Below are 13459 nucleotides of genomic sequence, written 5' to 3' on the forward strand. Positions count from 1 at the left end.
ATGCGAAGGCCGAGATGATGGGGAAGGCGGAGGGGACTCGAAAGAGCTCAAAAATTTGCTAAACTTTTTCCGCAGCTACCGCTACGTACTACTTGACCTTAAAGGCCATAGAGATGTTACGTCCTTATTGTAAGTTACGTCCTTATTGTACGGGAGGATCAAATCGCTTTCTACCGTCGTCTGTGGAATAGGTTTTGAAGTATGAGTGACGGTCAGGCCACGCGCTCGTTGGCCAAACCTTTAGGTCACCATCTGGACGTTTAAAAAGCATCATTGTCAGGTTGTGCTTCTTGTTGGGATCCCCATACCAAAATCCCAGCCCCTTTTCTCCAGGGTAGTAGCTGTCGGAGAATTCTGTTATACGGTCGCAAGGTACACAAAACTCAAACAGCGAGTTGGCGCCAAAGGGATGGGATGTGTCGCCGGAAACAAAGACAACCTCGTCAGCGAAATGAAGCCAAAGCGAATACTTGAGTTTTTTCCCTGCGTAGTCGATGAAGGAAACTCCGTCACTTTGCTCTTCAACATTCGAAGGATAAGGGAGCGTATTGAAAAACTTCTCGAGTACTACACTGTCCCATGCGATTGGCACTGTCGCAAAAGCCTCGGTGTTTGAATGGACGAACGAATAACAATCTATCCCAAGTGGAGTGAAGCGGAACGGAGGGCAACATCGTGCGTTGGACTATGTCGGTTTGCCACTACTTCCATCCGCAGTCGGGCTTGTGCGGATTCTACACTTTCCGCATCTCTGGAAACCAGTCTAACCGATGCGATGCGGCTGCTGCAACTGTTGATCGCTAGATTACCAAACCGTGCGACTCGCATTCGATTGTGAGGCTGACATGAGACACGCTGTAATACTCGATACTGGGGTTCTTTAATGGAAGTACGTCGAGATTCCCGTGTCCTTCGAACTGATTCTTCGCATGGGCCTCATCAAGAGTGAGACCACCAAAGTTTCGCCAAGCGCATTGGGCGTCCAAGTCGCCATGAAGCGGATCGAAGTCGAGTTCCGTTGGCAGCCAGACGGACATATTGAAAGGGCGAATTCCTTCCGAGTTTCTATTTGGTTCTGCGAGGACCGATGTTTCGTTCGAGTATTGCTGCGAACTGGTTGCTTCCTTCGTCGGTAAGTGAGCGTCGCGGAATGACCGATAAGTCTCTCGTTCCGTGATAGAGAATATAGAATTCTTCATCGCAAATCCATGAATGATACATCTGCCATTTTAGACGAGCATCAATGTCATTGGTTTTGAATCCAATTCCGGTGTCGTCGAAGTGAAGCCGATATTCGGATTTCAATTTAGGTTGTGAGCGATACAGCATCGAGGGCAAAAGTATAAGTGCATATCCCACAAGCCCCATCAGAAGAGCACCAGGGATAGCCAAGGACCAGCCCATTACAGTTTGCTGAGTCGCCAATAGCAAGTACAGTCCTGCGCAAAGAGCTATAAGTCCACCAACAATGTCGCGAGCCAGGCGGAGTTGAGAACGATAATGACGTCGAATGGCGCGAACATACTCATCACGCCCGATGGTGAAGGTCACGTCAACTGAGTTTACCATGCTGTATCGCACTCCTTTCAACCACGGCAATGTTGACCGAGCCCCCACCAATACGGCTTCTAAAGGTCGGAAGGGATCATTGGGGGCATCGGTCCATCGTTTGGCTCTGTGTCTTTAAGGCGGGAGAAAATGTCGCCATCAGGTATCTGGTTTGGTTCCCAAAGGCGATCATGTTGGCATGAGTACTCGTAGACCCATAAGGTCCTATCGTTTGCATCATAGCCAGTGTAGGCGGCTTGCCCAACACCAGAATCATATCCCGAGTACCATTTCATTGCTTCCGTCGCTCGAAATTCAATGGGTGGCGGTGTCCACCAGTTTGGCGAATCCCCTGTTTTCCAGTGCAGTGGTGGTGGGCCTGGAATTACCCGGCGAACCGCTTCCAAACCTCGGTCGTCTCTCCCAATGGACTGACGAGAACGCAGCTCGCGAATTGAGTGAACCGAGTCTGCCCATTTCTGTGCTGAATCAATATCCAACTCAATCTTGTACCATGAGGAATGACTGTCGATCGAATAGTCATGTTTTCGAGAAACCAACCGGACATTCGATGGAGCCACATTCGAAGGCCATTCATTCATCGACCGTTTAGCATCGAAACCAGACTTGTTCACAAATTCGGATGATCCAGCGAATCCTCCAAAAGGATGCATGATCCCAGCAATCGCGAAAGGTAGGAATAGCACACAAGGGACTGCCAACGAAATGTTTGTCCAGTACCAAACCCGAAGTATTATCGATCCAGCACTATTTCGATCGAGAACTAACTGCGATCCGTCTTGTCTTGATGTTCCCAATACCAATGCTGCTGATGCCAACGCGAGCAGTGGATTAAGAAGGATGTAAAGCGGCAATGCAAACCAGCTTACGAACGGCGTGAGAGCAACGAGAAGAAACACGACTAGCTGTATTCCAATGTGCTTCATTGCTGAATGCTTTCGAGAGCCCTTGAAGGACAAATGGCCGCCGTAATCGGGCAGCGACATAGCAAATTTTTCATTTCAAAACCGCTCGAATTCGCCGCTCCGTTTCACGGCTTGGTTCTGCCATAATTTTTTTGCGGCATTGAGCGATGTCATTGTAAGTCAGATTGATCTGGTTTGTCTGCATCATCACTATATTTGTAGGATTGCTGGTTGCCGCAATCGTCGACCCATGTAGAGATACATTTCTCATAGTCGTATTCGAAATTTCGTTTATCGGCCAGATGCCAAGAATAGCTGTGAATGACGTTGCCAACGATTGCTATTGCGAATGGTATGGCGAGCAACCAGAGCATTCCCAATGCGAAGTGGCCGCGAATGACTGCATACACAAGATAAAATGAAACGCCAAATAGACAGATTATCGCGACGAAACCAAGCAAATCTGAAAAACCATGAAGAACATAACCGACCGGCGTGCATCGCTGTTTTCCGATTCGCTGGGACTCGTGGTCCCACATTGGATTTATGAACATGAGACAGAGGCCATGTAATCAACACGATTGCTCAGTAGCAGAACGCAGCCTTTATTCCAAGTCTTCACAGTTGACATCTGGATCTTCGCGAGCCCCGTGCTGACAAAGTACCACGGCGATTTTCTCGGCAAGTTTCTCTGAGTCAAGATTGCGTCGGAAGAACGAGCGACATTCGGGCATAAGTACAATGTCAACACCTTTCCCTCCTCTCTGCTTTTCAATGCCCAAACCAACCTGAGCCTTTTCATTTCTGCAAACTACGGACGTCAGATCAATAATACGTTCTGCATGATCGCACTCTTTGGTGTACTGAATTTCGTAGGAAATTCCATGCTCTTCAAGAATGGGACCGAGGTGCGGAACAATTCTGTCAGGAGCGGCGAGCAAGTGTCCGGCTGTCATGGCTGATGAGAACTCCTACTCATTGGAATAACGACACGCATCAGGTCGGTCGCGGCGAGTGATGCTCCATTGACACAAACGCCCGACCCACGACTCCGTTGCATGCAATGGTTACGTGATTTGCTTCCGGTTTGCGAGTGCCGCCCAAGCTGCGACTATCACGGCAGTAAACAGTGCAATCCCAGAGCAAGCGAGCGGTGGATAGTATAGCACAGCTTCCGATGGGTCAGGACCGTATCTCCTGATTTGGTCATTCCAGAGTGAGTTGTTGATTGCCCAGCCGCAAAGCGAAACGGCCAGAAGTAGTAAAACCGAAGTGACATATTGTCGGGCTATTTTGAAGGCAATACCAAGTCCGGTCGCTGCACTCATCAGCGTACACATCGGGAGAGAGATGAGGCCTGCTTGTTGGCCATACGACAAAGTAGGCTCAGTTGTTGTGTCGCGTTTCTCGAGAATTGTCGAAGCGAAGATGTATCCAACGAATCCAACGATTCCGCCAATCATCGGCAGGCCTAAAAAAGCCAATGTCGCAAGAGCAGAACGTGACGAACTCGAAGGGCCAGGTGTGGCTCGTGGACCAAGCGAGATTGGCGATCGATACGGTGAATCATTGTCATGCATGCTGATTTGCCACGTAACGATTCGGGTCATGGAGTCCGCGAATACTGGTTTCTAATCTCAAGGGCGGCATGTTGCGGACTGCGGGCGAATAGTTTGGATTCTCATGAGTTTAGGAACGAGGTTTGTGTTCTCGGTTGGCCGTCTAGTGCCGCAACTCTCAATTGATTACGCACCAGGGCGGGATTTTATCATGGATTTTTGATTTGCTTGCATTTTCTTGAGATCACCCTCCCCCCAAGAATGACTTGACTTCTCAATTTCAAGCTATTCACAAGGAGGAAGGTGATGTCAGGAAAGGCTGCCAAAGTAAAGTGTACCGAAAAGCAGATTGAAATACTTGAGCATATTATCAAATCCACTCGTAGCGAATTGCGGTTGCTAGTTCGCGCCAAGATCATTTGGCACGCGTTTCATGGCAAACGTAACGATGAGATTTCTTTAATTGTAGGACTCGATCGTGGGCAGGTCGGCGTTTGGCGGAGACGATGGAAAATGTCGTTCGATGCTTTGATTGCCATAGAGTGTAGCGAGCCATATGCTCAGTTGGTTCGGTCTATCGAAGAAGTGCTTACCGATGCGCCACGCAGCGGAAGGCCACCGACCTTCACGCCCCAACAGGTTACTCAGATTCTTGCGGTTGCATGCGAAGAGCCTGGGCTATCAAATCGACCAATCTCGCTTTGGACTCATTGGGAAATTACCGATGAAGTCATTAAGCGAAAGATAGTAGAAAGTATCTCCGTCAGTCAAGTCGGCCGATACCTCAACGAATCCTCGCTCAAACCACACAAGGTAAAGTACTGGCTCAATACGAAGGAGAAAGATCCAGTCAAGTTTCAGTCGCAAGTCGAATTGGTTTGCCAAACCTACCTGGATGCGAATCGGTTGTTTTTCCAGGAAAACACCTACACGATCTGCCTTGATGAAATGCCGAGCCTTCAAGCCATCGAACGAATCGGCAAGTCCAAACCAGCTGAACCCAATCGACCGATACGAATGGAATACGAATACATTCGACACGGCACGACGTGCCTAATTGGAAACTGGGATGTCGTCAACGGACAGATGATTTGTCCAACCATTTCCGCAACTCGATCTGAGTCGGATCTAGCCAAACTTGTATCTACTCTGGTCGCAACGGATCCCACCGCCGGTTGGGTCATTGTGGTTGATAATCTGAACGTTCATTGCAGTGAAGAATTGGTTCGGTTCGTAGCCAAGCAAGAAGGAATTGATGAGTCGATACTTGGTAAAAAGGGGAAGTCGGGAATACTCAAATCGATTGCAAGCCGTGTGGAATTCCTAAGCGACCTAAGACATCGAATCCGATTTGTATATCTGCCCAAGCATTCGTCTTGGCTCAATCAAATTGAAATCGTCTTCGGCACGATCCAACGACGGGTAATGCGACACGGAACATTTAGCTCGCTTGAAGCGTTAGAACAAAAGCTGACTCTATTTATCGACTACTTCAACAAGACATTCGCCAAGCCATTCGACTGGACGTATACTGGCCGACCGACCAAAGCGAAAACCCGCCCGCGACCCTTCACATGGAGGGAAAGCTGGGCAAGATCAAGGCAACCTAGGAAAGAACTCGCCTTGGTAGCATAGTAATTGAGAGTTGCGGCACTAGTTTCCTGGCGGTGCCACATTATATCATCCTTGCCCAATTGAGTGTCCGCACCCTCTCGGAACCGGAGGTGCACTGTTTAAAGCATTTGGCTCCCAGCTATCACTTGTCTACCGATGCTTCGTTGTACTCAGTGCGCGTCCACGGGCTATCAGGTCTTTCAATCGAGTCGGCAACCTTAGCGGATGATGTCCCAGGAGCCGCGCGATCGTACACGAAGTCTGGACCCGGCCAAGATGTTTTTGAATGCCATGCCGGCTATGTCGAGAACCGCGACTGGAGTTCGGAGAGTAACCAAGTCGCCAATTTTCGCGGCCCACGTCGGTGTGGATTTTTCATATTGCCGTTCTCAGTACACGCGTCCAGAAATAGTTGTGCGATGGTCTGAGCGTTTGTTAGTCCGAGTTCGCTCCGAATCGTAGAACAGCGTGTCGCAAGCTCAAAGAGTTCATCCGATTCCGCCGGGAGCCAGTGGTGTTGATATTCATCTGGAAGATTTTGTGAATTGAAGAAGATCAGTGTTCCATTTTCAACGCATACTGGCAGGACACGAACTAGCGAATCAAATAGCTCGCGTTCCTTCGCAGCTGATTCCCGTTCTCGTGCCGCTGTTACTGTCATGTTTCATCCGTCAATTGTGAGTTAGGCTGACTACGACTCGTCATTGATGTATTGTACAGTTTGGTAGCAACTCTCGCAGAAGATCACATCCCGCCTTCGAGATGCCAGTCTCCCCTACATAGAGTTCCTTTAATCCTGACATTTGGCCGAGGATTGGAATTGAAACGTCCGTCACGGCAGCGCAGCCATTCAAGTTCAGGTAGAAGAGTTGCTGGAGTTTTGAAACATCTCTGATTCCAGCATCCGTGATCTGTGCCTGCGCAATTGTTAGCTTTTGGATTTCGGGGCAAATCGCAATATCGGCACAAATTCGGTCATCAACTCGAATTCCGTTACCGCTTAAGACAACGGCATAGTGGCCGTCCGAATCTTCCATCGCGCTTCCATCCAAGCCCAATACACTGTCAATGGCTTGCTGATGAGGCGTTCTATAGAAAGCCTTCTTCAAGGAAGCGGCCATTGCAACTACCAGGGCGATTACTAATGTCAATGCAAATAGAGAACGCAACGAAAACTGCGGAATTTCCGAGGATTTATCGTTCACTTTGGGCAATATAGAATTCTCCAGTCCGCTAACGGCGGCGCTGACCGCGGTAAGCGATCATGCATTGTCAAAACCACCGGTCAACGACTCCGGTCGATCGCTTTCTCGGCATGAAGAATTTCATTCGATCGACCGACGAAGTTCACCTAGTCGGCAGTGAACGGTATCTATTGCAAAAACGCACCTTCTTCGGCTTAGGTGCAACCATTGGTTTTGTCGCGATTGTTTGCCGCGCCATGCCCCAAATCGATGACAGCCTGAACCAAGTCACGGAATGAGTCAAAAATGACCTCGCATTTATCAATCCGATCATGCCTCAAGATCGATTCGTGTTCCAGTCGAACGATTGGGCAATCGTCACCATCGAAATTAGATAAGTCAAAGCAAATTGGATCATAACAACAATCTGGAGCTAGAGCAAATCGAACAAAGCGTAATGGCAACAGCGCATTGTTTAGTACCGGATCGGCAAACATGGCCGTCGAAAGGTCAACGAAATCGGTAGCTGGCGGATTCGCGAATAGTCGACATATCCGCAAATCCACATCAAGCCAACCAAAGGACTCAGCGAACGACTCGAACAATTGTGGAAGTCGACCAACGCGTCGAAGGCAATCAATGCAGGCACGAGGAGCGGGTAGCCGAATAGGATGCCAACGAACAATACTCCAATCTACAGAAGTCGTCGCGTCAAGAAGTACGAGAGGCGGAGGTCGATCGTGCGGGCAGATGAGCTCGTCCAGCATCAAGAACGATTGCGCAAAGGCATCTAGAAGTTCACTATCGTTCCTTGGTTTCATGCACGTAAATTCTTTGCGACAGAGCGACCACCAACCAGCCAGTGTCGGCAAGTGAAGTTTCTAAAAATCAGATTTGACGATCTGCCGTTTGGCTGCAATGGATTGTTCTTCACTGTCTTGATTTTGAACTCCTGATCGATTGTTACTGCACTTCGAGTACTTCAAGGCGTCCTGATCGCTAGATCGCGACTCATCACCTGAATCCACCAGCACTGTACATGAGAGGAATGTGCGCAAATGAAGCGAGAATTAAAGCAAATAGAACATAAAGAAGAAGATCTCCCTGCCAAATTCTGTGTGATCGATGTATAAGAAGCGCAGCTCCGATCGAAAGCAATGGACCGGCTAAAGCGAACAAATACCAGTATGGAGTCAATACTATACCGTTGACGTCCAAGGCGTTACGACGCGCAACCCAGACTCCAAAAGAGTTTAATGGCGTTAGAACAACTCCAAAGAACAGTGCACATATCCAACGCTGAAATGAGTCGTCGATTTTGGTCATTGCTTTAACTGGTTCTTCATTCAATAATCCTATTGATTCATAAGCGAGTCAAGGCGTGAAGAGGAACGCGGCTTGGGTTCACCGCGTCCCGTGCATGTCCGGTTCTGTTCGTTTCGGTGCCAGCCAATTGGTCGGATTCGTGAACAGGTCTGACGTGGCGAGCTCTTTGGCTTGACCCGATAGCGACACTTCCCACAAGCTGTAAATCGGCCGACTCCCAGCATTAAAATCAGTTCCGGCAAGGAATACAATCCGTTCACCGTCGGGGAAAAAATCTGGGTACCGGTTGTATCGTGACTTTGAACCCACCAGGAATTCAGATTTCGCGTCGCCCTTTTTGACACCGACGTCATACCAAAACGGCTTGGTGCGGTCAGAGCAAAAGGTCATCGTTTCGCCGTCTGGACCGACCATCGGGTCCGATGCCCATGCGTTAACGTTCGCATTGTTGGCACCGGGCTCCGGGATGATTTGAGTGGATTTGTTGTTCGGAGACAATGTGTACAATGCGGCTGGATTATTGAGACCCATGGTGTCAGCTGCGTAAACGAAAGTTCCATCAGCCATTGGAACGATTCGGTAAAGCTGGTAGTAGCTTTCCTCGGTAAGCCGAGTAAGACCCGTACCATCGGTCCCGATGCTGCAAACGTCCCACATATCCCAGGTCCATCCGCCAAGTCTTTTAGGGCGGTGCCGGTTGGCACGTGCAAATACAATCCGCTTACCGTCTGGTGTGAATCGCGGCAGGATATCGGACTGTTTGTTGTCCTCTGTTACGGCATTGATTGAATGATCACCAAGGTTAAGCACGAAGATCTTGGAGGACGCCGAATCGTTATCTTTTGCGGCAAACGTAATTTGCTTTCCGTCCGGAGAAAATGATGGGTAGCTTTCAGTGCGATCGGTCTCAGTAAGCCGCGTCGTAGTGGAACTCGAGATGCCAAAAAGATAGAGGTCGCCGTCTGCGGAAGAGAAGACGAGTGTCTTACCGTCGGGCGACAAGTCAATGCAGACGTTATTGTGCTCAACCCCAGCGTTTTCAACACTTGGACAGCCGAGCTCTAGCGCCAAGCTAGCGATCATAAGGAGATGAATGCCAGGTGTCATGCTTGATATTCGATGAGCAGAACGCATGGCATCACCCAGGGCGAGGAGTAAACAAATGCACCGACCAAACCTGGACGATCGAGCTCTTGGTGCGCATGGCATAGTTCTGTCAAGCCTCGATGGTTTCCGATACCACTAGTGCAAGCAGACCAGTTCCCAAGTATACGATCAAACAGTATCCGATGTGAAATACTGGAAGAAAAAATATGTGCATCTGTCCAACGCCCATGTGAATTCGTGGTGTGGGAATCGCAGCGCAAACAGACCATACAAATAGTCCTGGAATCAAGGCTAAGAGAGAGCCTGCGGACCAGACCAAGTATGTTTTGAATCGCCGCGCAATCGATAACAGCATACCCGCTACCCCAATAGCCATTGGGATTAGGGTTGCTATCCCAATGAATAGATAGCCATCAAGAGATGGATATCCCTCACGGTATGCATCAATCAGAGCTGCACATGTATTTCCAATTCCTACTACAGAAACCAGTGCCAGTAGCGAGACGCGAAAGTTCGATCGAACGCTGAGCTCTTTTGATACATCGGAAGCATGCTCGTTTGTCTCGTATGGATTCGTATTGCATCTCCTGTTTAACACAACGCCACACGTCTCATTCAATTCATCCTCTCAGGCGTAACGCCCGCGACCACCGATGTCGCGGCAAATAAACTTACTATCAGGAATCGGCCGATCCGCGACTTCGGACCATCGCTTTGATGGTACAAAGTTTCAGTTGTCAGAAGTTGTAGTAGTAGTAAACGTATGCGAATTCGTCGGACGAATCAACTCTCAGCACATACATGGGGCCTTCGTCTCCGGTTAGCCAAGGCGAAGAAACATAGTATTCGGCCGTTGGCGGATCAATGATGTTCCATTCCTGTGGCATCCATCGTTGAAATTCACGTACGCCTGAATTCTCGTCGCCCACACGAGTAAGGGACATTGCGGTGACGATTCGATCAGCTAGGGAATCATTTTTTGGGAACCTCAATACAAATCGATCATTCGACCAAACATGAATTCGGAATCCGTCAACTTGCTCTGAAATCAAGCCGTCTCGTTCTAGCGGCTCCATGGTTTCTAGGAGGTACTTCGGCCATTTCGTTCGATCAACAATCAATCCCCGTGGACATTGGGCATTGATTGCGTTGCGGCGTGCCACAATCAATGCCCAGCCAGCAAAAAAGGTGGCACATATGAAGAGCAGAACGATTACATGCCGTAGTCGCACGTTTCACCTATCAGCGAGGAGTCGAAAGCACGAACGAATAACAATCTATCCAAACTGGAGTGAAGTGGAACGGAGGGATAGATTGTGTGTTGGGCGATGTCGGTTTGCCGTTGCTTCCACCCACTGTCAGGCTTAAGCGGATTCTACACGTGCCGCATCTTTGGAATCCAGTCTAACCGATGCGGTGTGATGATTGCAACTTGTTGGTTAGTGACGACCAGGTTGATAAATGGATCTTCGTCAAGCTGAAGGCAGCCGCTTGGGCGTTTCGAACACGGGAATGGATTCAGGCTAAACTATTCAGACGCCCACAATAGACCGGGCAATCACCCGCGGTCCAGCCCGCATTCATCCGTAGAACAACGACGCAGAATCTAATCGGTTATAAGGTACAACTTTACGAGCAAAGCCAGCGAAACATGCCCGCGTTTTCTTTTGCGGCCATCCATTGTTCCGGAACGCTTGCGCGCAAACCAACGTTGTATTCTTCATCAGCCATGCAGTCAGTGAACACAACGAAGTCATCGGTACATGCCTGATGACTCCATCCGCGTTCATTCAGCACTAGACACGCTGACGCGATGGCGGTACCAATTTGATCGAGTAGATCGGTGCTCTCGTCGTTGTCATTCTGGAAACTGTACCACTCGAGCAATGCATCATTCAACTCAGTAGACTCGATCATCACGGACTTGGAACCAATGAATTCCCTCCAACCGTATGCACGTCGTGAAACCTCATCGACATCATCCGTTTCGCCTCGAATCGTTTGAAGGTACGCGGTGTCAAGAATGTAGATCGTTCTTCCGTGTTCGGCATGGTCCTCTGGTTCGGCTTCCCAACCGAAATACGGAATGAAACCACCGTATAGCTTCAAACCGGTTGGCACCGATTTAAGTGCGGCGGGAATCAATTCCACATAGAGACGCGTAATGCGATTGAGGAGGTCTTCCAATTTATTTCCTTTCGTGTCGTAACGAATAACAATCTATCCAAACTGGAGTGAAGTGGAACGGAGGGATAGATTGTGTGTTGGGCGATGTCGGATTCAACACATCCCGCATCTCAGAAAACTAGTCTAACCGATGCGGTGGGAAGGTTGCAATATGTTGGTTAGCGATGAACAGGTTGCTAGTTGGATAGTGGTATGTCCAAAAGTCGCTGATGCGCGTCCCTAGAACATCGACGCAGAATCTAAGCCTTTATATGTTACGCAATAAGTTTTGGGTTTAGACGTTGCAATTCGTCAATCTCATTCGCCGCCCACCACTTCGCAGCGTGAAAAACCTCGAGTTGTCTCAGAGTGAAAAGCGTCGACAGAGTCCGATCCATGGAGCGAAGATTTGTAATTGCAAGGTAGCGGAGATTGAGCAGTTTGCCAATCGGAGCTAACGTATCAACATGCTGCGTTGTCCAAATACTTCCCTCAACCGTTAGTCCTTCAAGACCAATCAATTTCTCCAGCGGATCAAGGCAGCGAATGCGAGTGAAGCTCTCAATCCCCAACCAAATCAGGGATGTCATCGATTCCAATGGCTCAATGGATTCTACTCCAGTCGAGCTGCCGATATGGAGATACCGTATTTCAGAGGCATTCTCTAAGGCATTCAATTTCTTGATGCCGCCCCATTTTATGTAAAGCGATTCGAGGCCTGGAACTTGGCAAGCCGCATCAAACAGTTGTTGGGGCACCCGGGAACAAAGCCAAAGGTGTCGAACGCCTCGTAAGTTTGGCAAAGTATCACACCAACGCGCGACAAGTTTACGTTGATCATTAGCGCTCCGACTGGTTTGAGTGCACCATACGCTCAAACGACCGTCGGTTCGAATCTCGCCTGGTTCCTGAACAGATTCGGGTGGCCAATTCTCCGATGGGTACCAGTAATACAAACGAGCGTTTTTTTCGTGCATGCCAACAGCTTCGATGTCGTTTCTCTGGATTGCGTAACGGCCATGTTGACCGAGCCCCCGCCAACACGGTCTCTAAAGTTCGAAACGGACCGACGGGGGCTTCGGTCCAAGATTTGGTTATTTGGCTTTGTGTCCGGAATCGAGCATGATTGCGAATGGTTGCCATCCACCTGGAGGATCCCATTCTCCCTCACCGGAAATGATTCCATGAGTTACATCATGCACAACGACGCCGTCGATTCCGAGCACGTCACTCGTCCATTCTATCGATCCGCTACGGTTTATGCACCACAGTCGCTCACCCGATGCAACAAGAAGGTACTCCGGACGCGAATAAAGGTGTCCGAAGTAAATTCCAAGCTTGTGTTTGATAATGGCGCCTGAATCAATATCGATTAAGTACGCACAGTCGCCCCAGCCCACAACAAGAAAATCATTCCAGTGGATCGCATCGTTAAAGGGATAACTTTCTTCGGAACTTCGATAAGCATCAATCCGAATAATCGGCTGATCGTGTTGCGAGAGTAAAATGTACTTTTCGGGTGTGCCACATCCTGACGGAACTTCACCGACGCGGATTGGTGCCAGTTTAAGCCATGGCTCATCGATAGTGTCATGCCAAGAAATCACTGACGTGGGCATGGGGATGAAATTCGAGTGTGTTTCATTAGCCAAATAACGAATAACAACCTATCCCAACTGTGAATCGGATCGGAGGGATAGACTGTGGGTTGGGCTATGTCGGTATGCCGTTGCTTCAATCCGCTGTCAAGCTTATGCGGATTCTAAGCGTTCCGCATTTCTGGAAACCAGTCTAACCGATGCGGTGGGACGTGTCGTCGGACGGTACCGCATAAAAGAGGAGATTGGACGCGGCGGTATGGGAATTGTCCTCCGTGCCTATGATGAACTGCTACACCGGGACTTGGCTATTAAGTTGCTGCTGAAATCGTATTTGGATCAGCAAGAGATTATCGACCGTTTTGTTGATGAGGCGCTTCTAACCTCACAACTTCAGCACCCTTGCATCGTGCCGGTTTACGACCGCGGCT

Annotated in this window: 12 protein-coding genes; 3 read left to right on the forward strand and 9 right to left on the reverse strand. The window is 49.1% G+C overall.

Translation table 11 applies throughout. The annotated features are described in order from the left end of the window. Window positions 1-142: 142 nt before the first annotated feature. Window positions 143-592: a hypothetical protein gene (locus ACIQ2L_RS13645; protein ID WP_396159761.1), complete on the reverse strand. Its 450-nt coding sequence runs from the start codon at window positions 590-592 to the stop codon at window positions 143-145. A gap of 473 nt (window positions 593-1065) precedes the next feature. Next, complete coding sequence (locus ACIQ2L_RS13650; protein WP_396159764.1) at window positions 1066-1305, reverse strand: YcxB family protein; 240 nt, start codon at window positions 1303-1305, stop codon at window positions 1066-1068. 915 nt (window positions 1306-2220) lie between these two features. Here ACIQ2L_RS13650 and ACIQ2L_RS13655 point away from each other — a divergent pair. Continuing rightward, window positions 2221-2415, forward strand: a complete 195-nt coding sequence (locus ACIQ2L_RS13655; RefSeq protein ID WP_396159767.1) for a hypothetical protein — start codon at window positions 2221-2223, stop codon at window positions 2413-2415. 229 nt (window positions 2416-2644) lie between these two features. Here the strand turns inward: ACIQ2L_RS13655 and ACIQ2L_RS13660 are convergent, their stop codons facing one another. Next, window positions 2645-3013 (reverse strand): hypothetical protein, encoded by a 369-nt coding sequence (locus tag ACIQ2L_RS13660; RefSeq protein ID WP_396159769.1) that lies wholly within the window; start codon window positions 3011-3013, stop codon window positions 2645-2647. A 66-nt stretch (window positions 3014-3079) separates the two neighbouring features. Further along, window positions 3080-3430, reverse strand: coding sequence for a hypothetical protein (locus ACIQ2L_RS13665; RefSeq protein WP_396159771.1), 351 nt, complete (start codon window positions 3428-3430; stop codon window positions 3080-3082). A gap of 909 nt (window positions 3431-4339) precedes the next feature. On the opposite strand from ACIQ2L_RS13665, the gene ACIQ2L_RS13670 reads away from it, so the two are divergent. Then, entirely contained in the window at window positions 4340-5668 is a 1329-nt protein-coding gene (locus tag ACIQ2L_RS13670) for a transposase (RefSeq protein ID WP_396159773.1), read from the forward strand. A 680-nt stretch (window positions 5669-6348) separates the two neighbouring features. Here ACIQ2L_RS13670 and ACIQ2L_RS13675 read toward each other — a convergent pair. Next, window positions 6349-6852, reverse strand: a complete 504-nt coding sequence (locus tag ACIQ2L_RS13675) for a hypothetical protein (RefSeq protein ID WP_396159775.1) — start codon at window positions 6850-6852, stop codon at window positions 6349-6351. Between the two features lie 169 nt (window positions 6853-7021). Between ACIQ2L_RS13675 and ACIQ2L_RS13680 the strand changes: the two genes are divergently transcribed. Continuing rightward, complete coding sequence (locus ACIQ2L_RS13680) at window positions 7022-7105, forward strand: hypothetical protein (protein ID WP_396159785.1); 84 nt, start codon at window positions 7022-7024, stop codon at window positions 7103-7105. Between the two features lie 1130 nt (window positions 7106-8235). Here ACIQ2L_RS13680 and ACIQ2L_RS13685 read toward each other — a convergent pair. The 4 genes from ACIQ2L_RS13685 to ACIQ2L_RS13700 form a co-directional block, all read right to left on the reverse strand. Continuing rightward, window positions 8236-9264, reverse strand: a complete 1029-nt coding sequence (locus ACIQ2L_RS13685) for a hypothetical protein (protein ID WP_396159777.1) — start codon at window positions 9262-9264, stop codon at window positions 8236-8238. A gap of 1629 nt (window positions 9265-10893) precedes the next feature. After that, on the reverse strand, window positions 10894-11451 hold the full coding sequence (locus ACIQ2L_RS13690) for a hypothetical protein (protein WP_396159779.1): 558 nt from the start codon (window positions 11449-11451) through the stop codon (window positions 10894-10896). 254 nt (window positions 11452-11705) lie between these two features. After that, window positions 11706-12407: a hypothetical protein gene (locus ACIQ2L_RS13695; protein ID WP_396159781.1), complete on the reverse strand. Its 702-nt coding sequence runs from the start codon at window positions 12405-12407 to the stop codon at window positions 11706-11708. 117 nt (window positions 12408-12524) lie between these two features. Next, a complete protein-coding gene (locus tag ACIQ2L_RS13700) occupies window positions 12525-13049 on the reverse strand; it encodes a hypothetical protein (RefSeq protein ID WP_396159783.1) in 525 nt (174 codons plus the stop codon). Between the last annotated feature and the right edge of the window lie 410 nt (window positions 13050-13459).

The organism is Flavobacterium sp. (genome assembly GCF_044369455.1).
Classification (GTDB): Bacteria; Bacteroidota; Bacteroidia; order Flavobacteriales; family Flavobacteriaceae; genus Flavobacterium.